We start from the raw sequence: 25,390 nt of genomic DNA, 5'->3' as shown, positions 1-25,390 counted from the left end.
GGCCCTCCCGGAGATGGGTGCCTCCAGCGGCTCGATCGGCACCTCGTCGTCCTCGTCCTCCACCTGCTCGGCCTGCTGACCGGGTAACAGAGGCTGATCGCACGACGCACGAAGGATGCGACCGCCCGGCCCAGGCCGGGTGGCGCATCCTCGCGTGCGTGTGGGGGGTGTGACGCGCGGTCAGCCGCGCAGGGCGACGTGGAAGGACGAGGCCCACAGCACGAGCGCGGCGCCCAGGCCGACCACCGTGCGGATGGTCTCGGCCGTGGTGCCGGCCGCCAGCACGGCGAGCCCCACCAGGGAGACCGCCGTCAGGAAGACCGCGGTCCAGGTGTACTGCCCCTGGTCGAAGAGGCGCGCGAGCGGGAAGAAGTGCAGGCCCACGACCAGGCAGATGCCGACCGGGATGAACTCCGGGTGGCCCGAGGCGTTCGACGCGCCGATCACCGCGAAGATCGCCACCAGCTCGGCCGCGTTGACCAGGCCGACGCCCCGGTTCCACTTCGCGGGCAGCCGCACCAGCCGGGACACGGGGCCCGCGGTGCCCCGGAAGGCCAGGACCACCGCGCCGGCCGTGACGGCCGCCGCGACGACGCCGACGGTGACCGAAACCGGCACCGCCGCTATCCCCGAACCGCCCGCGAAGGCCCATACGAGGCCGAAGACGGCGAGGACGATCGCGCCGCGGCGGCGCAGATTCCGCGTGAGTGCCAGGCACTCCGCGTCGGTGGTTTCCGTAGTCATGGCGCGGACACTACAGCGATCATCCGACCGGGTTGTCTATTTTCAGCCAGTCCGACTCCGCCCGAAGCGGACCGGTTCACGGCCCGCACGTCACGCGATCGGTGACACATGTAAGGCCGGACGCCTTTTTCCTTTCCCTGCCCAATTCAGCCGCCACATGATGGCGGAAGAAAAAGCAGGACGTTCACTTCGAATTCTCGGAAGGTGCGAAAGCCATGGGGGTTGATGCGCTGGAGCGCACTGCCGTGAAGCCGGATTCCGACGGCCTGACGGGAGTGCGGCTGCACACACGGATGCCGGTGACACCGGCCTGGCTGGCCCGGTACGTCGTACCGGTCGCCCGCGCGCTGAACGAGGCGGGCGCCCCCGCCGTCCAGCTGCGCCGCGGGTGGCTCCACGGGCCGCACGTCGACATCCTCGCCCGGGACGCCACCGGCGTCCCGGGCGGCGGACCCGACTGGGACGGCATCGCGCGAAGCCTCGACGCCGGCCCCCTCGACCCGCCCCGGGCCCTCACCGAAGAGGCCTACCTCGACCAGGCCCGCGAGTTCGGCCGCCTGGAAGCCGTCCAGCCGCCCTACCTGCCGCTGCGCGAACACGGCGCCGTCGAACGGATCGGCGCCGACGGCGCCGCCACCGGCCCCCGCGACCCGCGCCTCGACCGCTTCCGCACCGTCGTGCACGGCGCGCTCACCCCCGCGCTCCTGCGGACCGTCGACGACCTCGCCGGCGCACCCGGCTCCGGCACCCTCCGCCTCGCCGAGGCGTTCGCCGCCCTCGCCGACACCCACACCCTCGGCCTCGGCTACGGCGTCTTCTCGCCCCGCTCCCACGTCGAGGCATTCCTCGCCTGGGCCGCGCCCACCAAGGACGTGCGGCCCGTCTTCCGGCAGCGCCTCGCCCAGGACGCGCCCCTCTTCCGCCGCGTCGTCGAGGAGCGGCTGAGCGGCGAGGTCTCCGCCACCGCGGCCGCCTGGCGCACCGGCTTCGCCTACGGCGCCGGCGCCCTGGAGAGCGCCGTCGCCGCCGGCACCCTCACCCTCGACCTCCTCGACGGCGCCACCGCCGGACTCGACACCTCCGAGATGGGCCCGCCCGGCGCCACCGACGTCGTCCCGCAGGGCGCGCAGCCCGACAGCGACTTCCACCGGACCGTCGGCGCCGCCGGGATCACCTCGGCCCCGTCCCCCTGGTTCGCCGCCTTCCGCCTCCTCACCAACCTCTTCTACGAGCAGCTGCCACTGCTGACCGTCTCCCCGATGCAGCGCTACTACACGTGCTTCGCGATCGCCGAGACCGCCGACGAGGTCCTCGGCGTCTCCTGGCGCGAACGGATCGCCGCCCGCGCCACGGCCGCCCCCGCCGGGGGACCGAGTCCCGCCGCCCCCGCCCCGGGCACCGCCCGGGACGCCGCCCCCGAGGGAGCCCTCCGATGACCGCCCCCGCCCCCGAGCCCCTGTGGTTCCTGCGCGTCAACCCGCTGCTCCGGGCCCGGCTCGCCGACGCCGGACTGCGGCGGCAGCTCGCCCTCGTCACCGCCGCCGAGGAGACCCTCGCCGCCGCCACGACGGCCGCATCCGACGAGCTGTACGAGCGGATCGGCGCCGCCGCCGACGACGACGAGCGGCGCGAACTGGTCGCCCTGCGCCGGTCCGTGCACAACGGCAAGCTCCCGAGGACGACCCCGGACCCGGCTCCCCCCGCGCTCGCGGCCTGGCTCGACGCCCGCGCCGCCCGCGACCGCCTCCGCGCCGAACTCGTCGCCGGCTACCCCGACGCGGCCGAGCGCGAGCGGGAGGTCCTCGCCGGACTCCTCGGCGACCCCGACCTGCTGCGCTCGCTCGCGCTCGTCGCCCCCGAGGTCCACCAGGAGGCCGAGCGGTACCGCGCCGCCGTCGCCGCGCCCGGCCGCGTGACGTCGAAGACCCGCAAGTCCGAACGCGGACTCATCCAGTACGTCACCCGCGCCATGGTCCGCACGAGCCCGCTCGCCCGCTTCACCGCCGTCGGCATCGCCGAGCCCGACCCGGCCGCGCCCGGCCCCGACGAGGCCGGCTTCCCCGGCGCCGTCGCCTTCCCCGGCCTCGACCGGGTGATGCTCAACTACGTGGTCGGCGGCCTGCCCGACCCCGCGGGCCGGCCCCTCGACACGCTGTGGATCGGGCTCCCGCCCACCTCCGCGCCCGACCCGGCGGCCGGCAAGCTCTTCTTCCTCAAGGCCGCCCCGGAGGGCATGCGCCGCGCCGCCGTCGCCCTCGACGGCCCGGCCGGCGACCTCCTCGACGCGGTCTCCATGGGCCCGCGCCCCTTTCCGTCCGTCGTCGCCCACGTCGCCGAACGCTCCGGCCTGACCCCCGAGGACGCCGAACGCCAGGTCAGGGGCGCCGTCGAACAGGGCCTGCTCTGCACCTTCCACGAGGCCGAGGACGGCTCCGCCGACTACGAGGCGCTGCTCACCCCGGACGACCCGCGCCCCCGCACGAAGGAGCTCACCGACCGGGTCAAGGCCGGACTGCCCGCCTTCACCGCCGCGCCCGCCGCCGAACGCGGCGCCGCCCTCGCCGAACTGCGCGGCGCCCTCGGCGAACTCAGCCACGCCGCCGGACGCCCCGCCCACATCACGGTCGAGGAGGACTACGTGATGCCGCCGCTCGCGGTGGACACGGAGCCCTGGCGGAAGTCCCTGGAGGACCTCGGTCCGGCCGTCGAACTCCTCACCGTCTTCGACTGGCTGCACGACGTCCGGGTGCTCATGACCGCCGCCTTCGTCGAGCGGTTCGGCGCCGGGGCCAACGTCCCCCTCGCCGCCCACGCCCCCTTCGTCGTCGGCGAGGTGTCCCGCCGCGCCGCCGCCATGGCCGCCGTCTACGGACCCGACGGCCCCGGCGACCCGTCCGCCCTCCAGGGCATCGGCCCCGCCGACGGCTCCCTGGAGCGCATCTACCGGCTGCGCCGCGACGTCACCGAGGCGGTCCACGACCTCCTCTCCAAGGCCGTCGAGAACGGCGAACCGACCCTCCGCATCAGCCCGGCCGAGGTCGCCGGCCTCACCGACGCCCTGCCCGAACGCTTCCGCCGCGACCCGCTGATCTACGGCGTCCTGCTCCAGCGCGGCGACGGCCACCTCGTCCTCAACGACGGACTGCCGGGCCACGGCATGCTGTACGCCCGCTTCCTGGAGGCCGACCGGCGGATGGGCGGCCGCGCGCTGCCCCGCCTCGCCGACCACGTCCGCCGGGTGTACGGACACGACGGCGCCCGCGTCACCGAGGACCTCGGCCTGCACCGGCTCAACGTCAACGCCCACACGCCGGTCCTCCCCGGCGGCCTCACCCCCGACGACTGGTTCGGGCTCCGCCTCGCCCACGACCCGGAGACCGACTCGCTGCGCGTCGAGGACGCCGACGGCGCCCCGCTGCGGGTCCTGCCCCTCGGCACCGGTCACCCCGGCCTCTTCCCGCCGCCGCTCTCCGTCGCCTCCGGGCTCGCCATCAGCGGCCGGCTCTTCAACGCGCTCCCCAACAGCTGGCACGCCGCCACCCCCTGGGACCGCAGGACCACCCGCACCGCACCCCGCATGGCCGTCGGCGACGTCCTCATCGGACGCCGCCGCTGGTACGGCGGCGAGGAGCTGGGCACCGCGCTGGCCGCCGGACCCGAGGAGCACGAGCGGCACCTCGCGCTCACCGCCTGGCGCGCCCGGCACGGCGTCCCCGAGGAGGTCGTCATCAAGACCGTCCCCGAGGACGAGGGCCCGCTCTCCGTCGGCGCCCCCGACGTCCAGTCCAAGCGGCTCCAGCAGAAGCCCCAGTACGCGGACCTCGGCAGCGCCCTCGGCGCCCGCGTCCTGCCCCGGATGCTCGAACGCCGGGGCGCCGACACCGGCGGCAGCTACCTGGAGGAGGCGCTGCCCGGCGTCATCGACGGCACCCACGCCACCGAGTGGGTCGTCGAGGTCGGCCGGACCGCCGGCGGCCGCTTCGCCTACCACCCCACGGCCGCCCCCCGGCCCACGACCGACAGCCACCCCACGACCGAGGCAGAGGAGCGGTGACGATGCTCAAGGCACGCCCCGACCTGCACTTCGCGCCGGTACCCGGCGGGGTCTACTTCAGCGGTGCCCGCGCCCGGTTCGTCCTGCGCGGCTCCGAGATCCTGCACGCCGTCGCCCAGGGCTGCGTCCCCCTCCTGGAGGACGGCACCGACGAGGACGCCCTCGTCGCCGGCATCGGCACCGAACGCGCCCGGCCCGCCGTCCGCCACCTCGTCGACAAGCTCCGCGAGAACGGACTGCTCCTCGACCCGGCCGCGCACACCGCGCCCGAGCCGCCCGCCGACGTACGGGCCCGGCACGCCGAGTCCCTCGCCCGGCTGGAGGGCCTCCTCGACGACCCGTACGGCGCCTTCGCCCGGCTCCGCGCCGCGACCGTCCTCGTCACCGGGCCGGCCACCGCGACCGGGCCCGCCGCCCGCGGCCTGCGCCGCGCCGGCGTCGGCACCGTCCTCACCGACCCGGCGGAGCTCACCGGCACCCCCGACGCGGTCCTCGCCGTCCAGGAGGCCGGCGCCGGCCCCGCCGCACCCACCGGGGCGCCCCTGGTCGTCCCGGTCCTCCTCGGCGCGGCCGACGGGGAGCCCGGCTCCGGCGTCACCCTCGTCGGACCGGCCGTCACCGGACCCGGACACCCCGGGGCCGGGCCCGCGTTCCACGAGCGGGCCCGTGCCTGGGCCGCCGCGGCCGCCACCGCGCCCGCGCCCCGCCCCGTGGCGGACGCGCTGGCCGGCGCCCTCGGTGCCCAGCTGCTCGTCGACACCCTCACCGGCACGGCGGACCCGGGCGAGGCCCACGTCGTGCACGGGACGGACCTGGTCTCCGACCGGGTCACCGTCGGGGGAGCCCCCACGGCGGCCGCGCCCGGCCGACCCGGCTCCCTCCCCGAGGCCCACACCCTCGCCGGCGCGCCGGCCGACGACCGGCCCGCGCCGGACGAGGCCCGCGAGACCGCCGCCCCGCTCGCCGCCGAGTGGACCGGGCTGCTCGCCCTCACCGAGGGCGCCGACCTCCCGCAGATGCCCCTCGCCCTGCGCGCCGCCGAGCTCCGCGCGGCCGGCCGCCCCACGACCACCGTCCTCGCCTGGGCCGCCCACCAGGAGACCGCCACCGTCGCGGCCACCCTGCAGGCCCTGCGGGCCCTCATCCCCGGGGCTCCCACCCCGGCGGCCGGCCCGCACGCCCGCATCCCCGGGGCTCCCACCCCGGCGGCAGGGCTCACCCGGGAACACTGGCTCCTCGACGGCGCGCTGCGCCTGCTCGCCGAGGAGACCCGCCCGGTGACCGCGAGGACCGCCACCACGCCCCAGCCGCCCGCGGCGAACCCGGCGGGCGCTCCCGCCGCGGCCGCGGGCGGCGTGGCCGACGACCTGCTCGACCCCGAGGGCCGGCGCATCCTCGCCCGGCTGCGGGCCCTGCTGCCCGCCGACGGCGACGCCCCCGCCGTGACCCTGCGCGGGGTGCCCGGCCTCGACTGGCGGCTCGCCGAGGTGACCCTCGGCGGCACCCTCCTCGGACGGGGCTGGGGCGCCGGCCCGGCGCAGGCCGCCCTCGGCGCCCTGTGCACCGCGCTCGCCCGGACGCAGACCGCACCGGAGTCCGGCACCCCCGGCTGCGGCACGGTCGACCCGCTCTCCACCGACGCCCTGCTCTTCGCGGACCGGACGGCCCTGGACGCGCTGCGCACGCAGCTGGCCGCCGCCCGGCCCGGGACGACGTACCGGGGCGAGGCCGCGCGCCACGACCCGGTGCTGGGCGAACTTCCCCTCTGGTACGGCCCCGTGGAGGCCCGCGATGCCCAGTGACACCCCGACCGTGACGGCCCCGGCGACGGGCCCCGGGTTCGACGCCCGCCCCGTCGACGCGGACTGGCGGACCGCCCTCGACGTCCTCGCCGACCTCCTGCCCGAGGGAACGGTCGCCGTCGACCGGGGCTGGCACCTCGGCTGGGAGCGGGCCCGCTTCGACGAGGCGGCCGCGGCCGGCCGGCCGCACCTCTCGGTGCGGCTGCGCGCCGACGAGGTGCTCGTCGGACCGCTCTGGCGGCCCGGCACCGACGGGGGGTGCGCCGGCTGCGCCGAGGTGCGCGACCGCACCGTCCCCGACCACCCGCTGGTCGGCGACCTGACGTACGCCACCGAGGCCCCCGGCCCGGCCGCGCCGCTCCTTCCCGAACTGCTCCGGGCGGCCCTGGAGCACCTGGTGGAGCGGCCCCTCGGCCCCGGAGAGCTCTTCGCTGTCTCGCCGGCCGGACTGCGCCGCCACCGCATCGCCCGCAGCTTCCACTGCCCGCTGTGCGGACCCGCGTACGAGAAGCTCGACGGCACCGCGGCCCCCGGGCCGCTCGCCCTCGTCGACCGGCCCGCCTTCGCCGACGACTCCACCCGGACCGCCGCGAGCCGGCTCGTCGAGCGCGGGGTGCTCCAGGAACGGCTGGTCGACGGCCGCTTCGGGCCGGTCCGCGCCCTGCTGCGCGAGTCCCGCGCCCCCTTCGCGATGAGCATGGCCGTGGTGCCGGACGCACCGGCGATGGGCCACGGCCGCGCCCGCACCTTCGCCGAGACGGGCCCCGTGGCGATCCTGGAGGCGTACGAGCGGCTGGCCGGCTTCCCGTACGACCTGCCGGTCCTCACCGACCGCTCCTTCACCGAGGTCGCCGGCCACGCCGTCGACCCCGCCGGACTCGGGCGCTGCACGGCGGAGCAGCTCGCCCATCCGACCAGCCGGGCCACGCCGTTCGACGCGGACACCCCGATGGACTGGGTGTGGGGCCACGACCTCGACGACGGCCGGCCCCTGCTCGTCCCCGCCGACCACGCCTTCTACCAGTACGAGTACCACCACCGCCGCGACCGCCGGGCCGCGCGCGAGGCGGGGACGGCGGGCCGCAAGCACTACTTCTACGAGTCCTCCAGCGGCTGCGCCGTCGGCGCCAACCTCGAAGAGGCCGCCCTGCACTCGCTGTTCGAGCTGGCCGAGCGGGACGCCTTCCTGCTGTCCTGGCACCGGGCCGCGCCACTGCCCACCATCCCCAACTCCTCGCTCACCGACCCCACCAGCCGCGCCATGATCGAGCTGATGGAGTCGCGCGGCTTCGACGTCCACCTCCTGGTCGCCACCCAGGACATCGGCCTGCCGGTGGTCTGGGTGCTCGCAGTGAACCGGCTGAACCCCTTCCCCGCCACGTTCTCCTCGGCCGGCTCCGGCGCCGACCCGCAGGCCGCCGTCCGCGGCGCCCTGCGCGAGGTCGCCCAGCTCGTCACCAACCCCGTCGACTGGACCCGCGAGGACGTCGAGCCGATGGTCGCCGACCCGTGGCTGGTGCAGGAGCTGGAGGACCACGTCCGGTTCTCCTCGCTGCCCGAGACCGCCGGCCGGGCCACGGCCGCCCTCGGCGGACCGCGCGTCACCCTCGCCGAGGCGTTCCCGGACTGGCCGGGCCGGCTCGACCGGGGCTCCGGCGGCGACGTGCGGGGCGCCCTGGACTTCGTCCGCGGCCTCTTCGCCGAGGCCGGCCTCGACCGGATCGTCCTCGTCGACCAGACCAGCCGCGAACACGCCGACGCGGGCATCCACGTGGCCCGCGCGGTCGTCCCCGGCATCGTCCCGATGTGCTTCGGCCACGCCCAGCAGCGCCTCGCCGGCCTGCCCCGGCTCACCGCCGCCCTGCGCGGCACCGGCCAGGAGCACCGGGCGCTGCCCCTCGACCCCCACCCGTTCCCGTGACGGCCCCGCCGCGCCCCGCGCCCGCGCCCCCGGCGCCCGCACCGGCCCCGCGCCGCGGCCCCGTCGACCTGCCGGGGCCCGAGGGCGACAACAGCATCGCCAGGGAACCCCTCTGGTACGCGTACGGCGCCGGGGCGGACGCACCCGAGGCGCCGCCCTGGACCTGGCAGCCCCAGCCCCCGCCCGACACGCACGTGCCGCCCCCGCCGCCGCGCGGGGGCGCCCCGCGCGCCGGCCTGCCGCTCGGCACGCACGAGCGGCTGGCCGCGCTGCCGTACCCGGCCCTGCCGTCCCCCGCGGACGCCGCGGACCCGCCGGCCGAACCGGTCGCCGACCGGCTCGGCCGCGCGCTCGTGACCGCCTTCGGTCCCCAGCGCAGGGAACCCGAGAACCCCTACAACGACCACCGGCCCTACGCCTCGCCCCGCTGCCTCTTCCCCGTCCACGCCTTCGTGGACGGGGGCGCGGGCATGCCCTGGCGCCTCCTCGACCCCGACCGGCACGCCCTCACCGGCGCGCCCGGCCCCGCGGAGGCGCCCGGCGGCATCCTGCTCACCGGCCGGTACACGACGGTCCCGCCCGCCTACCAGTGGTTCAGGGGCTCGCTCATCGCCATCGAACTGGGCTTCGTCCTGCGGTCGCTGAGCCTCGGCCTCGAACTGTTCGGGCTGCCCGCGCGGCTGCGTCCGCCCGGCCCCGACGCCCAAACCCGGCTCTCCGCCCTCGGCCTCGACGACACCTGGGCCTGGTCCCTGCCGTTCACCGTGGAACTGGACGGCGCCGCACCCCCCGCCGTGCCGGAGCCCGCCGCCGTGCCGGGACCCCCCGCGCACCTCGCCCGCACCGACCCCGCCCTCGCGGAGATCCTCCGCGTCAACCGGGAACAGACCTACCGCAGCGGCTCCGCCCCGCTCACCACCGCCGTCCCGGCGGGCCTCGGCCCGTCCCGGACCGCGCCCGACTGGGCGGAACTGCTCTGGCGCCGCCACTCCGGCCGGATGCCGCGTGCCCTGCACGGCATGAGCGGCCGCCGCCGCGGGCAGCCCGCCGAGATCCTCGACAGCGCCGCCCGCTGGCTCGCCGTCCCCCCGCCCGGATACGAACTCGCCGCCGCCTTCGACGCCTTGAAGGTGACCGCCGTCGTCCAGGGCGTCGAGGGACACACCGACGGGGTGCACCGGCTGCGGGACGGCGCCACGCGCCTGCTGCGCGCCGACCCGACCGCGCCCGAACGGCTGGAGGAGCGGTACGGCTACGGCGTCTCGCCGGTCAACGGCTGCGGCATCCGCGACGCCCCCCTCACCGTCTTCCTGTCGGTCCGTCCCCGCGCGCTCTTCGAGCGGCTCGGAACGGCCGCCTGGGGCGCCGTCCAGCACGCCGCCGGCTGGGCCGCGCACGGCCTCTGCCTCTCCGCGGCGGCCTCCGGCCTCTTCGCCCGCCCCGTGCGGGCGTTCAAGGAGATCCCCACCCAGCGCGTCCTCGGCCTGGACCCGGACGAGATGATCGTCCTGTCCGTGGTCGTGGGGGTGCCGCAGTCCACCGGCGGCGCGCTGCTCGACCTCAGACTCTGAAGGAGCGTCCCCGTGACCCCACCCGCCGCCGCGCCGCGGACCGCATGGACCGCCTGGCATCTGCACCTCGGCACCACCGCCCGCTCCGCCCACGACCGGGTCGTCACCGACGTCATCGGACCCACCGTCCGTGAACTCGCGCCCGGCACTCCGTGGTTCTTCATCCGCTACTGGCAGTCCGGCCCGCACCTGCGGCTCCGCGTGGGCGGCCTCGACGCCGCCGCGCGGGCCCGTGTCGAGGCGTCCCTCGGGGCCCGCCTCGCCGTGGCCGGGGTCCCCGCCCCCGGGGAGGAGCCGCTCGACCCCGCCGCCTACCGCAGCGGGGCCGAACGGCTCGCCGCCGCCGGCGAGACCGGCGAGAACACCTCCGTGAAGGACCTGCTGCCCCCCGGCGTCCATCCGGCCGTCTACGAGCCGGAGTTCGACCGCTACGGCGGCGAGGCCCTGATGCCGGCCGCCGAGTCCCTCTTCGCCCTGTCCAGCAACCTGGTCCTCGCCGCCCTCCCGAAGGTGACCGGCGAGCGGCAGCGGGCCCTGCTCGCCCTGCGCGGCACCGTCGCCGTCGCCGCCGCGGTCGGCGACCCGGCGGAGCGCGCGTACTACTACGCGCACGGCCTCGGCGCCTGGCGCGCCTGGGCCGCCGAGGCCGGCCACCCGGCCGCGCTCCTCGACACGATCACCCGGGTCGAGGGAGCGGTGACCCTCGACCCGGGCGCCCACGGCCCGTTCGCCGGCTGGCACGCCCGTCTCGCCGCCCACGCCGACGAGATCCGCGCGCACTCCCCGGCCCACCCCGGCATGGTCCTCTTCTCGCACGCGCACATGCTCCACAACCGGCTGGGCCTGAGCCTCCTGGAGGAGCTCCGCACCTACGCGGTGCTCGCCCACGCCTTCCCCGTACCGGAGCACACCCCGATGCCGCGCGGCGCCGCTTCCCCGGCGGTGCCCGTCCCCTGACCCCCGCCCCCCCACGGGGAGTCACGAAAGGCCCGGCCGGTTTCCCCGGCCGGGCCTTTTCGTGGTGCTCGCCCCGCTACTCGGGGCGCGGGTCCCAGCGGAAGCTGCGGACGGCGATCAGGGCGCCGACGACGCCCCAGGCGGCGAGGACCGCGAGGTCGCGCCACTGGAAGCCGGCGTCGTGCGTGAACAGCGCCAGCATCGCGTCGTTGAACGGCTTCACGGGCAGCAGGCCCGCGATCGTGTTCAGCAGCTCCGCGTGGATCGGGAAGTAGCTGCCCGAGATGAAGACCAGCGGGAACTGGATGAACTGCACGACGGCCGGGGCCGCCTCCGAGTTCTTGATCAACGAGGCCACGCCGACGCCGAGCGCGCAGAAGCTCGCCGCGCCGAGCACCAGCGTCACCAGGACCGCGCCCCAGTGGGTGGGCAGGTCGACGCCGTAGAGGGCGCCGATGCCGAAGACCAGGGCGACGTCCACGATGCTGACGACGACGCAGTGCACGAGCAGACCTGCGAAGTACACCCACGCGGGCAGCGGCGTCGCGTGCAGCCGCTTCAGGATGCCGGTCTGCCGGCGCATGGCCAGGACGATCGCGAGCTGGCCGTAGCAGGCGCCGAGCACCGACACGGCGGCGATCACCGGCGTGTAGTACTGCATGCCGGTGAGGCCGAAGAAGAACTCCTGGCCCTCGCTGCCGCTGAACACGGCACCGAAGATGCCGATGATGACGATCGGCAGCACGAAGGTGAAGACCATCGACTGCGGATTGCGCCAGAACGACAGCTGCTCGAAACGGATCTGGTGGGCGAGCAGCGCCAGGGCGCTCCGCTCGCGCGGCGCGGCGGCGCGCGGCGCCGGGGCCGCCGGGGCGGTGTCGGTGGTCGGGGGGATCAGGGTGGTCATGAGCGGCTCCGTCCGGGTCGGCGCCCCCGCCCGGCGGGCGACGTGCGCCCCCGGCCGGACGACGGCGAGGAGGCTTCCTGCTGTACGTACTCGCTGGTCAGGCTGAGGTAGACGTCCTCGAGGGTCGGCTGCTCGACGGTGAGGCGGTCCAGCGGCGTGCCCCGGTCGAGGGCCCAGCCCGTCAGCCGGTGCAGCGCGGTCGTCGGCTCGGTCGTCTCGGCCGTCACCAGGCCGTCCTCCACGTCGCTCACGGCCAGCGGCACGTCGGCGAGCGAGGCGCCGGCCGGCAGCGCGAACCGGATCCGGGTCTGCGCGCTGTCGCGGCCGCCGAGCGTCTCGGGGGTGCCCGAGGCCACGATCCGGCCCTCGGCGATGACCACGACCGAGTCGGCGAGCGCCTGTGCCTCGTCCATGTAGTGGGTGGTCAGCACGATGGTGGTGCCGTCGTCGCGCAGGTTGCGCACGACGTCCCAGGCGCCGCGGCGGGCGTTCGGGTCGAAGCCGGTCGTCGGCTCGTCCAGGAAGAGCAGCCGGGGCCGTCCGACGACGCCGAGCGCCAGGTCGAGCCGCCGCTTCTGGCCGCCCGACAGGTCCTTCACCTTGGCGCCGCGCTTCTCGTCCAGGCCGACGAGGTCGAGCAGTTCGTCGACGTCGCGCGGGTCCGGGTAGTAGCCGGCGTTGCGGGCGACGGTCTCGCGCACCGACAGGTAGGGCTCGACGGCGATGTCCTGGAGCACCAGGCCGACCTGGCCGCGCAGCCAGGCGCCGTCGGCCTTCACGCCGGGGTCGCGCCCGAGGACCTCGACGCGTCCGCCGTCGCGGTCGCGGAAGCCCTCCAGGATCTCCAGGGTGGTGGTCTTGCCCGCGCCGTTCGGCCCGAGCAGGGCGAAGATCTCGCCCTCGGCGACGGTGAAGTCGACGCCGCGGACGGCCTCGTGGTCGCCGTACCGCTTCTGCAGGCCTTCGACGGCCACCGCGGCGGTCACCGCGGTCCCTCGGCTCGTGTCATCTGTCTCTCCCGGTGGTGTCGTGGGACGTCGTGGGGTCGTCGCCCGCAGACGGACTCCGGGGCGCGGCCTCGACGTTAGGGGCGCGGGGGAGGCGCGGAGCGGTGGCGCCGGGGCGCCGGTGACGCACGTCATGGAAGCCGCGACAGTTGTCAGCCCCGGGCGTGACCCGCGTTGCCGGGGGCCTGCGGGCCGCCCATGCTCGGGGTGCGGCGGACGGCCGGGACGCGGGGGGACCGCGGCCGGCGACGCCGACGGTGCCGACACAGCAGCGACGCGGAAGGCGGTCTCAAAGGTGCGGTTCGGGGATCTGGACGAGTGGGGAGCGGAGGAGCGGCCGCACGTCTCGGTGGTCGGCGCCGGCATCGGCGGACTGACGCTGGCCGGTGCGCTCTCCTCCATGGGCATTCCGTACACGGTGTACGAACAGACGCGGCGGCTCGCGGAGGTGGGGGCCGGGGTCCAGCTGTCGCCGAACGCGGTCCGGCCGCTCCTGCGGCTCGGCCTCGGCCCCGCCCTGCGCGAGCGGGCGGTGGCGATCGAGGCCATGGAGGTCCGGGGGTGGAGCGGGCGGCCGATCGCCCGGACGCCGCTGGGTGCCGCGTGCGAGGGGATGTTCGGGGCGCCGTACTACGCGGTGCACCGCGCGCATCTGCACGACGCGCTGCTCTCGCTGGTCGAGCCCGGCGCCCTCAAGCTGGGCGAGCGGCTGAGCGGGGCCCGCGAGACGGGCCCGGCCGGGGTGGCGCTGGCCTTCGAGGACGGCACGGTCCGCGACGCGGAGCTGGTGGTGGGCGCCGACGGCATCCACTCGACGGTCCGCGAGACCTTCCGGCGCGACGAGCCGGTCTTCTCGGGGCTCGGGATCTACCGGGGCCTGGTGCCGGTGGACGCGCTCCCGGACACGGCCCGCGAGCCCCTGGTGCGGCTCTGGCTCGGTCCGGGCGGGCACTTCGTCTGCTACCCGGTCGCGGCGGGGGAGTACCTGAGCTTCGCGGCGACCGTGCCGATGGCCGATTCGCCGGGCGAGTCCTGGTCGGCCCCCGGCGACCCGGAGGCGCTGCGCGCGGTCTTCGGCGGCTGGACGGGGCTGGTCGCGGACGTCGTGGCGGCCGTGGAGACGACCCACCAGTGGGCGCTGCACGACCGTCCGCCGCTGGAGGTCTGGTCGTCGCGGCGGCTGACCCTGCTCGGCGACGCGGCCCATCCGATGCTGCCGTTCATGGCGCAGGGCGCCAACCAGGCGGTCGAGGACGCGATGGACCTGGCGGCCTGTCTGGCCGATCCGGCGGCGGCGACGACCGCGGCCCGGCTGGACCGCTACCAGTCGCTGCGGATCCCGCGCACGGCGGAGATCCAGCGCGGTTCGCGCGGCAACGCGGGCATCCTGCACCTGCCCGACGGGCCGGCGCAGCGGCGCCGGGACGCCCGGATGGCGGTGCACGCCTCGCTCCGGGACCGGGCGATGCTGTACGCGCACGAGACGGGCAGGAGCGTGGTGCCGGCCCCGGCGTGATCGGGCTATCGGCCCGGACCTATGGGGCGGCCCTGTCCGCGACGGTCTGCTCGACCCGGCTGCGCAGCCGACGCACACCGCACAGCGACGATCTTCTTCTGCGAGCCCCTCGCTCCGTCGCGCCCGGACGTCTACGTGCTCTGGGTGCGCTACCGACCCGGGCCCCGGCCCGGGCGGCGGCGGCCGCCCGGCCCGGGGAACGCCGGACGGCCGGCGGGCCGCCCGCGGAACGGGCTCAGCACTCGATGATGTTCACCGCGAGACCGCCGCGCGCGGTCTCCTTGTACTTGACGCTCATGTCGGCGCCCGTCTCCTTCATGGTCTTGATGACCTTGTCGAGGGAGACCAGGTGGCTGCCGTCGCCGCGCATCGACATCTTCGCCGCCGTGACGGCCTTGACCGCGGCCATGCCGTTCCGCTCGATGCACGGGATCTGGACCAGGCCGCCGACCGGGTCGCAGGTCAGGCCCAGGTTGTGCTCCATGCCGATCTCGGCCGCGTTCTCCACCTGCTCCGGGGTGCCGCCGAGGACCTCGGCGAGCGCGCCGGCCGCCATCGAGCAGGCCGAGCCGACCTCGCCCTGGCAGCCGACCTCGGCGCCGGAGATCGACGCGTTCTCCTTGAAGAGCATGCCGACCGCGCCGGCCGCCAGCATGAAGCGGACGATGCCCTCGTCGTCGGCGCCGGGCACGAAGTTCGTGTAGTAGTGCAGGACGGCGGGGATGATGCCGGCCGCGCCGTTCGTCGGGGCGGTGACCACCCGGCCGCCCGCCGCGTTCTCCTCGTTCACGGCCATCGCGTAGAGGGTGATCCACTCCATGGCGTGCATCTTCGGGTCGCCCTCGGAGCGGAGCTTGCGCGCCAGGTTCGCGGCGCGCCGGCGCACCTTCAGGCCGCCGGGCAGGATGCCCTCGCGGGACATGCCGCGCGAGACGCAGGACTGCATGACGCGCCAGATCTCCAGGAGGCCCGCGCGGATCTCGTCCTCGGTGCGCCAGGCCTTCTCGTTCTCCATCATCAGCGAGGAGATCGACAGGCCGGTCTCCTTCGCGAGGCGGAGCAGCTCGTCACCGGTGCGGAAGGGGTACTTCAGGACGGTGTCGTCGGGGACGATCGGGTTCTCGCCCCCCACCGCGTCCTCGTCCACGACGAAGCCGCCGCCGACGGAGTAGTACGTCTTCTCCAGGACGAGCCCGCCCTCCGCGTCGTACGCGAAGACCGTCATGCCGTTGGCGTGGTACGGGAGCGCCTTGCGCCGGTGCAGGATCAGGTCGGCGTCGAAGTCGAACGGGATCTCGTGGGCGCCGAGCAGGTTGATCCGGCCGCTCGCCTTGATCCGCTCGAACTCGTCGTCGGCGGTCTCGACGTTCACGGTGCGCGGCGAGTTGCCCTCCAGGCCGAGGAGGACCGCCTTGGGGGTGCCGTGGCCGTGGCCGGTGGCGCCGAGCGAGCCGTACAGCTCGGCCCGTATCGCCGCCGTGTGGGCCAGCAGCCCCTCGTTCTTCAGCCGGCGCGCGAACATCCGCGCCGCGCGCATGGGGCCCACCGTGTGGGAGCTCGACGGGCCGATGCCGATCGAGAACAGGTCGAAGACCGAGATGGCCACGGAAGGACTCCTTGTGGGGGGCTAGACGCCGTTGTCTGCCGGGGTGGTGCAGAAGAGCGTGCGGCGGGGCGTGACGACAAGAGCGGGGGCACCGCGCTCACTGTCCGGTGTGCGCGGTGCCCCGGAGCTTCGTACGAACAAAAGCGTACGAAATTACTTCAGACCGGGGTACAGCGGGTGCTTGTCCGCCAGCGCGGTGACCCGGGCCTTGAGGGACTCGGCGTCGAAGCCGGGCTTCAGGGTCTCCGCGATGATGTCGGCGACCTCGGCGAAGTCCTCGGCCCCGAAGCCGCGGGTGGCGAGCGCCGGCGTCCCGATGCGCAGACCCGAGGTGACCATCGGCGGGCGCGGGTCGTTCGGAACGGCGTTCCGGTTGACCGTGATGCCGACCTCGTGCAGACGGTCCTCGGCCTGCTGGCCGTCCAGCTCGCTGTCGCGCAGGTCGACGAGGAGCAGGTGCACGTCCGTGCCGCCGGACAGGACCGAGACGCCGTGGGCGGTGACGTCGTCCTGCACCAGGCGCTCGGCGATGATGCGGGCGCCGTCCAGGGTGCGCTGCTGGCGCTCCTTGAACTCCTCCGAGGCCGCGACCTTGAAGGAGACGGCCTTGGCCGCGATCACGTGCTCCAGCGGGCCGCCCTGGAAGCCGGGGAAGACCGAGGAGTTCAGCTTCTTCGCGAACTCCTTCTTCGCCAGGATGATGCCGCCGCGGGGGCCGCCGAGCGTCTTGTGCGTGGTGGAGGTGACCACGTCCGCGTACGGGACCGGGTTCGGGTGCAGACCGGCCGCGACCAGGCCCGCGAAGTGGGCCATGTCGACCCACAGGTACGCCTCGACCTCGTCGGCGATCCGGCGGAACTCGGCGAAGTCCAGCTGGCGCGGGTAGGCGGACCAGCCCGCGATGATCACCTTGGGGCGGTGCTCCTTGGCGAGGCGCTCGACCTCGGCCATGTCGACCAGGCCGGCCTCGTCCACGTGGTAGGCGACCACGTCGAACTGCTTGCCCGAGAAGTTCAGGCGCATGCCGTGGGTCAGGTGACCGCCGTGCGCCAGGTCCAGGCCCAGGATCGTGTCGCCCGGCTGGGCGATCGCGAAGAGGGCGGCCTGGTTCGCGGAGGCGCCGGAGTGCGGCTGGACGTTGGCGTACTCGGCGCCGAACAGGTCCTTGATCCGGTCGATCGCGATCTGCTCGGCCACGTCGACGTGCTCGCAGCCGCCGTAGTAGCGGCGGCCCGGGTAGCCCTCGGCGTACTTGTTGGTGAGGACGGAGCCCTGGGCCTCCATGACCGCGACCGGAGCGAAGTTCTCCGAGGCGATCATCTCGAGGGTGGACTGCTGACGGCGGAGCTCGGCGTCGACGGCGGCGGCGACGTCGGGGTCCAGCTCGTGGAGGGGAGTGTTCAGAAGCGACATGAATCGATCCCTAAGGGGTCTCGGGCCCGGTCTCAGTTCCCGGCGGAGAACGCGGTGTACTCGTCGACGGTGAGCAGGTCGTCCGGCTCACCCGCGACGCGCACCTTGAACAGCCAGCCACCCTCGAACGGAGCCGTGTTCACCAGGGACGGGTCGTCCACCACGTCCTGGTTGGCCTCGACGACCTCGCCCGTGACGGGGGAGTAGAGGTCGCTGACGGACTTCGTCGACTCCAGCTCGCCGCAGGTCTCGCCCGCGGTGACGGTGTCGCCGACGGCGGGGAGCTGGGCGTAGACGACGTCACCGAGCGCGTTGGCGGCGAACTCCGTGATGCCGATCGTCGCGACGCCGTCCACGGCGTCCGACAGCCACTCGTGCTCCTTGGTGTAGCGCAGCTGCTGGGGGTTGCTCATGACCTGATTCTCCTGGATCGGGGGAGTACTGATGAACGTGGGTCTTACGGGGTGAGACGCGGAGTGAGACGGATGCGTCACTTCTGGCGCTTGTAGAACGGCAGCGCGACGACCTCGTACGGCTCGTGGGCGCCGCGGATGTCCACACCTACACCCTCGGTGCCCGGAGCGGCGTGCGCCGCGTCCACGTAGGCCATGGCGATCGGCTTGCCGAGCGTCGGGGACGGGGCGCCGGAGGTGACCTCGCCGATCACCACGCCGTCCTTGACGACGGAGAAGCCGGCCCGCGGGACCCGGCGGCCCTCGGCGACCAGACCGACCAGCTTCCGCGGCGGGGCGGTCTCGGCGCGCTCGGCGGCCTTCTCCAGCGCCTCACGGCCGACGAAGCGACCCCCGTTGGTCGTCTTCTCGAACTTCACGACGCGGCCGAGGCCGGCGTCGAAGGGGTTCAGGGCGGTGGTCAGCTCGTGGCCGTACAGCGGCATGCCCGCCTCCAGGCGGAGCGTGTCGCGGCAGGACAGACCGCAGGGGATCAGGCCGACCGGGGCGCCCGCCTCGGTCAGGGCCTTCCAGACGCCCTCGGCGTGCTCCGGCTCGAGGAACAGCTCGAAGCCGTCCTCGCCGGTGTAGCCGGTGCGGGCGATCAGCGCGGGGACGCCCGCGACCGTGCCCGGCAGGCCCGCGTAGTACTTCAGCCCGTCCAGGTCGGCGTCGGTGAGCGACTTCAGGATGCCGGGGGACTCCGGGCCCTGCACCGCGATCAGGGCGTACGCGTCGCGGTCGTCGCGGACCTCGGCGTCGAAGCCCTCCGCGCGCGCCACCAGCGCGTCCAGGACGACCTGCGCGTTCGAGGCGTTGGCGACGACCATGTACTCCGTCTCGCCCAGCCGGTAGACGATCAGGTCGTCGAGGATGCCGCCGTCCTCCCGGCAGATCATCGTGTAGCGGGCGCGGCCCGGGCCCACCGTGGAGATGTTGCCGACCAGCGCGTGGTCGAGGAGCTCGACGGCCTGCGGGCCGGTGACGGTGATCTCGCCCATGTGGGAGAGGTCGAAGAGCCCGGCCCGGGTGCGGACCGCGTTGTGCTCCTCGCGCTCGCTCGCGTACCGCAGCGGCATGTCCCAGCCCGCGAAGTCGGTCATGGTCGCGCCCAGCGAACGATGCAGGGCATCGAGGGCGGTCAGACGGGGGGCAGTGGTCATGGGGTGGCTCCCGGGTCCCAAGGGCGTGATCGGTGACGAAAACACATGACGGGCGAGGACGTCCTCCCCATCTGTCATGGAACCTGAGAGGTTCACCGAGGGCATCCTCGGCTTGCACCTTGGGTGGGGACACGCGAGGTGTCCCGCTTTTCAGATCTGCCTCATCCGCGCGGTACGGGGCCTGAGAGATTCAAGGGAGGGTCTTGCTCCTTCGGCGTCCGGACGCGCTCGGCTGTCCGGAACTCTCCCGCGCGGATTCGAGCGGCCGGTATGCGATTGTGTGGCGACTGTGCGCGCCTGGCGCGCACATCATTGCACGCGGTGTCGGCGGGGCAAATCGCTTGTGTGCCATTACCGTTTCTTTACACTTCTTGGGCAAGGGTCTTCTCAGGTCTCGTGAGACCCGACTGGGGGAGCGATGAGGATCCAGCACACCGGCGCGTACGCGGCCGGCACCGGCATACCGTCCCAGCGTGCCCGCGCCCGGACCCGCCGCCGCGGCCGCCTCCTGCGCGACCTGCGCGAGCGCGGCGGCCGGGGCCCCCGCGCCCTCACCTTCGCCGCCGGTGACCTCGTGGTCGTCTCCGGGCTCCCCGGCAGCGGCAAGTCCACCCTCATGCGCCGCGCCGCCGAGGGCCACGGCATCGACTCCCAGGACGCCCGCGAGCGCTGGGAGGCCCGCATGCCCCGCCTCCTGCCGTACGCCGTCTACCGCCCCCTCGTCCGGCTCGCGCACTACGCCGGACTCCGCCGCGCCCTGCGCTCCGGCGCCAGCGTGACCGTCCACGACTGCGGCACCCAGTCCTGGGTGCGCGGCTGGCTCGCCCGTGAGGCCCGCCGCCGCGGCCGCGCCCTCCACCTCGTCCTGCTCGACGTGACCCCCGACACCGCCCGGGCCGGCCAGCGCGCCCGTGGCCGCGGCGTCTCCGCCTACGCCTTCGCACGCCACCGCAGAGCCGTCGGCCGGCTCCTGCGCGCCGCCGAGTCCGGCGGCCTCCCGCCCGGCTGCGCCTCCGTGACCCTCCTCGACCGCGAGGCCGCCGACACCCTGCGGCGCATCTCCTTCCGCGAGGCCGCCTGACAGCCCCCGGCCCCGTAAGGGCCCGTACCCTTCCCTTTTGGCCACGGCGGCGCCGGGGCGGCGTTAGGGTGCTGCCGGGCGGCCGGTGCGGCAGGCCGTGCGAGAAGGGGAAAGGCGACCGTGGACGTGACGTGGCCGGGCAACGAGCTCGAGGAGGCCCTTGCCGCCTCACTGGGCAACCCCGCGGCGGGCGGACGGCTCGTCGAGGTGCTGGGCCGCAGCGCGGTCTGGGTGCCCCTGCCCAACGGCGGCGGCCCCGACAGTCCCGACCTGGACCTGCCCACCCTGGAGATCGACGGCGCGGCCTACGTCCCCGTCTTCAGCTCCGAGCAGCAGTTCCTCGCCTGTGTCGGAGCCCACATGTCCTTCGCGGTGGCCCCCGCCCGTGACTTCGCCCGCGGTCTTCCCCCGCAGCTCGGCATCGCCGTGAACCCCGGCGGCACCGTCGGCGTCCCGCTGCCGCCGCCGGCCGTGGCCGAACTCTGCCGCACCGGCCGCACCCCGCTCGACGGCCCCGCCTCCGGCGGCCGCGTCCGGCTCTTCGAGCCCGACTGGCAGGACGACCCGGTCGACTTCCTCGCCGCGGCCTCCGCCGAGTTCGAGGCCACCGGCGTCGTCACCAGCGCCCGGCGCGCGCTCGCCAGCGTCGAGGGCACCGAACCCGCCCTCTTCGTCGGCGTCCAGCTGGCCGCCTGGGACGGCGTCGACCGCAACGCGCCCCTGGACGCCCTCGGCAGGGCCCTCGGCCGCGTCGAGGTCGCCTGGCCGGTCAACCTCATCCTGCTCGACATGGCGCAGGACCCGGTCGGCGACTGGATGCTGGAGCGGGTCCGCCCGTTCTACCAGCGCGCCGCCGTGTGAGCGGGCGCCTGTTTAAGCTGAACTGGCCGGTGGGCCGAACGGACTCGGCAGCGGCACGCACGCCGCGCGGACACGGTGGACGGAAGAGGGGCGGGGACCCATGGTGAGCGCGTCAGGCACCGCGGCGGCCGGAGAGGTCGAGCGCATGCTGCGCGAGGTGGCGCCCGGACGCTACGACGCGTACGAGCAGCTGCTGCACGCCCTCGCCGACGGCGAACTCCGGATGCTGCTCTGGCACGGATCGGCCGGCTCCGCCGACGCCCAGTACGGGAACATGGAGGTCGACGGCTTCGGCTACGCCCCCTGCGTCACCTCCGCCCAGGAGCTCGCCGCCTCCGGCTGGAACCGCGGCCACGAGGTCGTCACCGGCCGGGACATCGCCCGCGCCCTCTATCCCGACCGCTGGGGCGTCTGGCTCAATCCGCACGCCCCCGGCGGCGGCGTCGGCATCCCCTGGGCCGACCTGCGCCGGATCGCCACCGGCCTCGACCGGATGCCCGCGGGCCCGCTGCGCGTCACCGAGCCCGCGCTGGAGATCCCGCAGTTCTACGCCCTGCTCACGCAGAACGCGCACCGCACCCCGGTCGTCCGCTCGCTGCGCCGCGGCTGGGTGCAGCCCGCGCTCGGCTCCCCGTACCTCGTCGTCGGCCTCGACCTGTACGACACCTCCGCGGCCGCCGTCGACACCGTCCGCGCGATGATGCGCCAGTCCATCGGCTCCGTGCCCGACGGGCTGCCCGTCTCGACGGTCGCGCTCTCCGATGCGTACGACCCGGTGGCGCTCTGGCTGCGCGCGAACGCCCGCCCCTTCTACGACCGCGAGGCCCACGCCGGCCGCGCCGCCGCCCCCGCCCCGGGGTACGGATACCCGCCGGCGACCCCGTCCGGATACTGAGACGCCTCCCTTCTTCACCCGTGCCCCGGGGGCCCCGCCGGAGCCCCTCGTTCGCCCCAATTGATGAGGTCGAAAGCGCTGTTGGGCGACATGCCCGATTGTGGCGAAGAGGACCCGAGATGGTCCGCTCACGCGATCACGACGTCCGGATAACGGAAGTCGCAGCACCGCATCACGTTTGAGCAAACATTCCCCGTCAGGGCTGGCGGGTGATCGCGAGCGCGTTGAAGACTCCCCGGAACACCGGGCGTTCGGCTCCTTTCGAGCAGGTGCCCAGCAGGTTGTTCCACCGAGCCGCTACCCGCGGCGGGCAAGGGCCGGCTACCGGCGGCCGAGAGGGGTCCTCACCACGATGACGGCACCACTGCACGAGACGAGTGCGGGCGAGGCGACCGCCACCGTCGACGGCGCGCCCGACGCATCCGGCATTCCGGACACCCCCGGCACCCCCGGTGCCGCCGCCAAGGCGATCGAGGGCCGCTCGCCCTGGATGATCGCCTGGACGCGCCTCAAGCGCGACAAGCTCGCCCTCGCGGGCGCCTTCGTCGTCATCTTCCTCGTCCTGGTCGCGATCTTCGCCCCGCTCATCGTCGGACTCCTGGGCCACCCGCCCGACGAGTTCCACGAGGACCAGATCGACCCGCTGTTCGGCACCCCGATCGGTTCGTGGGGAGGCGTCAGCTCCGACTTCCTCTTCGGGGTCGAGCCCGTCAACGGCCGCGACGTCTTCAGCCGCGTCGTCTACGGCGCCCGGATCTCGCTGCTCGTCGCCTTCCTGGCGGCGGTCTTCGCGGTCGTCCTCGGCACCGTCCTCGGCATCATCGCCGGCTACTTCGGCGGCTGGATCGACGCCGCCCTCAGCCGGGTCATGGACGTCATGCTGGCCTTCCCGCAGCTGCTCTTCACGATCGCCCTCGTCTCGGTGCTGCCCAACGAGTTCCTCGGCCTGGACGGATCCGGCGTCCGCATCGCCGCCCTCGTCCTGGTCATCGGCTTCTTCGGCTGGCCCTACGTGGGCCGCATCGTCCGCGGCCAGACCCTCTCGCTGCGCAACCGCGAGTACGTCGAGGCCGCCCAGAGCCTGGGCGCCGGCCGCCTCTACATCCTGCGGCGCGAGCTGCTGCCGAACCTGATCGCCCCGATCACGGTCTACGCGACCCTCATGATTCCCACCAACATCCTCACCGAAGCGGCGCTCAGCTTCCTCGGCGCGGGTGTGAAGCCTCCCACCGCTTCCTGGGGGCAGATGCTGTCGACGGCCATCACCACCTATGAGTCGGACCCCCTGTTCATGGTGATCCCCGGCCTCGCCATCTTCATCACCGTTCTGGCGTTCAACCTCTTCGGCGACGGCGTGCGTGACGCGCTCGACCCGAAGGGCTCCCGCTGACCGTTCGCCGACGACACGCAAGACCCGCCCCTGCCGCTGGCGACAGGAGGCCCATCCCCAATCGGCGGACCGCCGTTTCGGCCGCCACTATCCCGGAGGTTGTTGGACCCATGCTGAAGAGCTCCCAGCGCAGAATCGCCGCGGGCGCGCTGCTCGCCGCGGCCACCATGGTCGTCACGACCGCCTGTGGCGGCGGCAACGGCGGCGGCGGCGACAAGGGCACGTCCGGCGCCGCCGGCTTCAACGCCGGTGTGAACAAGGTCGCCAACGCCTCCGACAAGAAGGGCGGCGAGCTGAAGTTCATCGGCTCGCAGGAGGCCGACAACTGGGACCCGCAGCGCGGCTACTACGGCTTCGTGTGGGACTTCGCCCGCTACTACACCCGCCAGCTCGTCACCTTCAAGGCCGAGCCGGGCGCCGCCTCCACCGAGCTCGTCCCCGACCTCGCCACCGACTCCGGCAAGGTCTCGGCCGACGGCCTCACCTACACCTTCACGCTGAAGGACGGGGTGACCTGGGAGGACGGCAAGCCGATCACCTCCAAGGACATCAAGTACGGCATCGAGCGCATCTGGGCCCAGGACGTCATCTCCGGCGGCCCGATCTACCTCCAGCAGGTCCTCGACCCCAAGGGCGAGTACAAGGGCCCGTACAAGGACACCTCCGCGGACAAGCTCGGCCTGAAGGCGATCGAGACCCCGGACGACAAGACCATCGTCTTCAAGCTGCCGGTCGCCAACGGCGACTTCCTGCAGATGCTGGCCATGCCGGCGGCCTCCCCGGTCCGCCAGGACAAGGACACCAAGGCCAAGTACGGCCTGAAGCCCTTCTCCTCCGGCCCGTACAAGTGGGACTCGTACACCCCCAACAAGTCCATCAAGCTCGTCCGCAACGACAAGTGGGACGCCAAGACGGACACCGTCCGCAAGGCCCTGCCGGACAAGATCAGCGTCACGTTCACCACGAACGCCGACGACATGGACAACCGCCTGGTCGAGGGCGAGTACGACCTCGACATCAACGCCACCGGCGTCGGCGCCGCCGCCCGCCAGAAGGTGCTCCAGCAGCACAAGGGCAACGTCGACAACCCGCAGACCGGCTTCATCCGCTACGCGGTCTTCCCGCAGACGGTCATCCCCAACATCGAGTGCCGCAAGGCCATCATCTACGCGGCCGACTCCAAGTCGCTGCAGACCGCCCGCGGCGGCCCGCAGGCCGGTGGCGACATCGCCTCCAACATGCTGCCGCCGGCGATCAAGGGTGCCGACCCGAAGGCCGACCCGTACGGCAAGCTCGCCGGCGCCCCGGACCTCGCCAAGGCCAAGGAGGCCCTGGCGAAGTGCGGCAAGCCGAACGGCTTCAAGACCACGATCGCGGTCCGCAACAACAAGAAGATCGAGATCGCGACCGCCGAGTCCCTCCAGCAGTCGCTGAAGGCCGTCGGCATCGACGCCCAGATCGACCAGTTCGACGGCGCCCAGACCTCCGGCATCATCGGTTCGCCGAAGGTCGTCAAGGACAAGGGCTACGGCATCATCATCATGGGCTGGGGCGCCGACTTCCCGTCGGGCCAGGGCTTCCTCCAGCCGCTGGTCGACGGCCGCTTCATCCTCCAGAGCGGCAACAACAACTTCTCGGAGCTGAACGACCCGGCCGTCAACGGCCTGTTCGACCAGGCGCTGAAGGAGACCGACCCGGTCAAGGCCGGCGAGCTCTACAAGCAGATCAACACGAAGGTGTCGGAGGCCGCGGTCTACCTGCCCTTCACCCACGAGAAGAACATCATCTGGCGCAGCTCCCGGCTGACCAACGTCTACACGGCGGACGCCTACAACGGCCGCTACGACTACGCGTCGCTCGGCGTCGTCAAGTAATCCGACCCGCTCCACCGGCGCACCACCCGCCGCCAGGTCCGAAGGGCAGGTGATGGCCGAAGGCGGGGGGGGGGGGGGGGGGGGAGGGGGGGGGGGGGGGGGGGGGGGGGGGGGGTGGGGGGGGGGGGGGGGGGGGGGGGGGGGGGGGTATTCTCTGGAGTTGCGTTGGCTCGCCG

The 25,390-nt window shown here is 74.2% G+C and carries 19 protein-coding genes and 1 riboswitch; of the genes, 12 read left to right on the top strand and 7 right to left on the bottom strand.

What is annotated here, in order from left to right:
* Positions 1–180: 180 nt before the first annotated feature.
* Positions 181–744: a hypothetical protein gene (locus ACZ60W_RS15055; protein WP_469755749.1), complete on the bottom strand. Its 564-nt coding sequence runs from the start codon at positions 742–744 to the stop codon at positions 181–183.
* Between the two features lie 215 nt (positions 745–959).
* Here ACZ60W_RS15055 and ACZ60W_RS15050 point away from each other — a divergent pair, with 215 nt between their 5' ends.
* Genes ACZ60W_RS15050 through ACZ60W_RS15025 form a run of 6 tightly spaced genes read left to right on the top strand, consistent with a single transcriptional unit; the run spans position 960 to position 11,049 of the window.
* Positions 960–2,180, top strand: coding sequence for a hypothetical protein (locus ACZ60W_RS15050; protein ID WP_469755748.1), 1,221 nt, complete (start codon positions 960–962; stop codon positions 2,178–2,180).
* The gene (locus ACZ60W_RS15045) at positions 2,177–4,798 is read left to right on the top strand and encodes a lantibiotic dehydratase (RefSeq protein ID WP_469755747.1); all 2,622 of its coding nucleotides are present in this window, start codon (positions 2,177–2,179) and stop codon (positions 4,796–4,798) included. Before ACZ60W_RS15050 ends, ACZ60W_RS15045 begins: the two co-directional genes overlap by 4 nt.
* 2 nt (positions 4,799–4,800) lie before the next feature.
* Positions 4,801–6,600 (top strand): hypothetical protein, encoded by a 1,800-nt coding sequence (locus tag ACZ60W_RS15040; protein ID WP_469755746.1) that lies wholly within the window; start codon positions 4,801–4,803, stop codon positions 6,598–6,600.
* Complete coding sequence (locus ACZ60W_RS15035) at positions 6,590–8,521, top strand: TOMM precursor leader peptide-binding protein (RefSeq protein ID WP_469755745.1); 1,932 nt, start codon at positions 6,590–6,592, stop codon at positions 8,519–8,521. The genes ACZ60W_RS15040 and ACZ60W_RS15035 overlap by 11 nt, the downstream gene beginning before the upstream one ends.
* Positions 8,518–10,092 (top strand): hypothetical protein, encoded by a 1,575-nt coding sequence (locus tag ACZ60W_RS15030; RefSeq protein ID WP_469755744.1) that lies wholly within the window; start codon positions 8,518–8,520, stop codon positions 10,090–10,092. The genes ACZ60W_RS15035 and ACZ60W_RS15030 overlap by 4 nt, the downstream gene beginning before the upstream one ends.
* 12 nt (positions 10,093–10,104) lie before the next feature.
* A complete protein-coding gene (locus ACZ60W_RS15025; RefSeq protein WP_469755743.1) occupies positions 10,105–11,049 on the top strand; it encodes a thiopeptide-type bacteriocin biosynthesis protein in 945 nt (314 codons plus the stop codon).
* Positions 11,050–11,125: 76 nt separating this feature from the next.
* Here the strand turns inward: ACZ60W_RS15025 and ACZ60W_RS15020 are convergent, their stop codons facing one another.
* Complete coding sequence (locus ACZ60W_RS15020; protein ID WP_469755742.1) at positions 11,126–11,956, bottom strand: ABC transporter permease; 831 nt, start codon at positions 11,954–11,956, stop codon at positions 11,126–11,128.
* Positions 11,953–12,942: an ABC transporter ATP-binding protein gene (locus tag ACZ60W_RS15015; RefSeq protein ID WP_469755741.1), complete on the bottom strand. Its 990-nt coding sequence runs from the start codon at positions 12,940–12,942 to the stop codon at positions 11,953–11,955. The genes ACZ60W_RS15020 and ACZ60W_RS15015 overlap by 4 nt, the downstream gene beginning before the upstream one ends.
* Before the next feature lie 316 nt (positions 12,943–13,258).
* On the opposite strand from ACZ60W_RS15015, the gene ACZ60W_RS15010 reads away from it, so the two are divergent.
* Positions 13,259–14,479, top strand: a complete 1,221-nt coding sequence (locus ACZ60W_RS15010) for an FAD-dependent monooxygenase (protein WP_469755740.1) — start codon at positions 13,259–13,261, stop codon at positions 14,477–14,479.
* A gap of 235 nt (positions 14,480–14,714) precedes the next feature.
* On the opposite strand, the gene ACZ60W_RS15005 is transcribed toward ACZ60W_RS15010, so the two are convergent.
* The 4 genes from ACZ60W_RS15005 to gcvT all read right to left on the bottom strand — a co-directional run bounded on the left by ACZ60W_RS15005 (position 14,715) and on the right by gcvT (position 19,113).
* Positions 14,715–16,085 (bottom strand): L-serine ammonia-lyase, encoded by a 1,371-nt coding sequence (locus tag ACZ60W_RS15005; protein WP_469755739.1) that lies wholly within the window; start codon positions 16,083–16,085, stop codon positions 14,715–14,717.
* 153 nt (positions 16,086–16,238) lie between these two features.
* The gene (locus ACZ60W_RS15000) at positions 16,239–17,498 is read right to left on the bottom strand and encodes a serine hydroxymethyltransferase (protein ID WP_469755738.1); all 1,260 of its coding nucleotides are present in this window, start codon (positions 17,496–17,498) and stop codon (positions 16,239–16,241) included.
* 32 nt (positions 17,499–17,530) lie between these two features.
* Positions 17,531–17,911: a glycine cleavage system protein GcvH gene (gene gcvH / locus ACZ60W_RS14995; protein ID WP_189830813.1), complete on the bottom strand. Its 381-nt coding sequence runs from the start codon at positions 17,909–17,911 to the stop codon at positions 17,531–17,533.
* 77 nt (positions 17,912–17,988) lie between these two features.
* A complete protein-coding gene (gcvT, locus tag ACZ60W_RS14990; protein ID WP_469755737.1) occupies positions 17,989–19,113 on the bottom strand; it encodes a glycine cleavage system aminomethyltransferase GcvT in 1,125 nt (374 codons plus the stop codon).
* A 160-nt stretch (positions 19,114–19,273) separates the two neighbouring features.
* A riboswitch (glycine riboswitch) is annotated at positions 19,274–19,373 on the bottom strand.
* Between the two features lie 158 nt (positions 19,374–19,531).
* Between gcvT and ACZ60W_RS14985 the strand changes: the two genes are divergently transcribed.
* The 5 genes from ACZ60W_RS14985 to ACZ60W_RS14965 all read left to right on the top strand — a co-directional run bounded on the left by ACZ60W_RS14985 (position 19,532) and on the right by ACZ60W_RS14965 (position 25,214).
* Entirely contained in the window at positions 19,532–20,194 is a 663-nt protein-coding gene (locus tag ACZ60W_RS14985) for an AAA family ATPase (RefSeq protein WP_469755736.1), read from the top strand.
* Between the two features lie 120 nt (positions 20,195–20,314).
* A complete protein-coding gene (locus ACZ60W_RS14980) occupies positions 20,315–21,055 on the top strand; it encodes an enhanced serine sensitivity protein SseB (protein WP_469755735.1) in 741 nt (246 codons plus the stop codon).
* Between the two features lie 103 nt (positions 21,056–21,158).
* A complete protein-coding gene (locus ACZ60W_RS14975; protein ID WP_469755821.1) occupies positions 21,159–21,950 on the top strand; it encodes an enhanced serine sensitivity protein SseB C-terminal domain-containing protein in 792 nt (263 codons plus the stop codon).
* 352 nt (positions 21,951–22,302) lie between these two features.
* A complete protein-coding gene (locus ACZ60W_RS14970) occupies positions 22,303–23,340 on the top strand; it encodes an ABC transporter permease (protein ID WP_469755734.1) in 1,038 nt (345 codons plus the stop codon).
* Between the two features lie 110 nt (positions 23,341–23,450).
* The gene (locus tag ACZ60W_RS14965; protein ID WP_469755733.1) at positions 23,451–25,214 is read left to right on the top strand and encodes an ABC transporter substrate-binding protein; all 1,764 of its coding nucleotides are present in this window, start codon (positions 23,451–23,453) and stop codon (positions 25,212–25,214) included.
* Positions 25,215–25,390: the final 176 nt, after the last annotated feature.

Source organism: Streptomyces sp. NPDC104202, from assembly GCF_055584185.1.
Note: the sequence above shows the minus strand (reverse complement) of the source record. Positions and strands in the feature narration are given on the sequence as shown.

Coding starts and splice junctions, on each gene's coding strand:
- ACZ60W_RS15055 (WP_469755749.1), bottom strand. CDS start 744: ATGACTACGGAAACCACCGACGCGGAGTGCCTGGCACTCACGCGGAAT.
- ACZ60W_RS15050 (WP_469755748.1), top strand. CDS start 960: ATGGGGGTTGATGCGCTGGAGCGCACTGCCGTGAAGCCGGATTCCGAC.
- ACZ60W_RS15045 (WP_469755747.1), top strand. CDS start 2,177: ATGACCGCCCCCGCCCCCGAGCCCCTGTGGTTCCTGCGCGTCAACCCG.
- ACZ60W_RS15040 (WP_469755746.1), top strand. CDS start 4,801: ATGCTCAAGGCACGCCCCGACCTGCACTTCGCGCCGGTACCCGGCGGG.
- ACZ60W_RS15035 (WP_469755745.1), top strand. CDS start 6,590: ATGCCCAGTGACACCCCGACCGTGACGGCCCCGGCGACGGGCCCCGGG.
- ACZ60W_RS15020 (WP_469755742.1), bottom strand. CDS start 11,956: ATGACCACCCTGATCCCCCCGACCACCGACACCGCCCCGGCGGCCCCG.
- ACZ60W_RS15000 (WP_469755738.1), bottom strand. CDS start 17,498: ATGTCGCTTCTGAACACTCCCCTCCACGAGCTGGACCCCGACGTCGCC.
- gcvH (WP_189830813.1), bottom strand. CDS start 17,911: ATGAGCAACCCCCAGCAGCTGCGCTACACCAAGGAGCACGAGTGGCTG.
- gcvT (WP_469755737.1), bottom strand. CDS start 19,113: ATGACCACTGCCCCCCGTCTGACCGCCCTCGATGCCCTGCATCGTTCG.
- ACZ60W_RS14985 (WP_469755736.1), top strand. CDS start 19,532: ATGAGGATCCAGCACACCGGCGCGTACGCGGCCGGCACCGGCATACCG.
- ACZ60W_RS14970 (WP_469755734.1), top strand. CDS start 22,303: ATGACGGCACCACTGCACGAGACGAGTGCGGGCGAGGCGACCGCCACC.
- ACZ60W_RS14965 (WP_469755733.1), top strand. CDS start 23,451: ATGCTGAAGAGCTCCCAGCGCAGAATCGCCGCGGGCGCGCTGCTCGCC.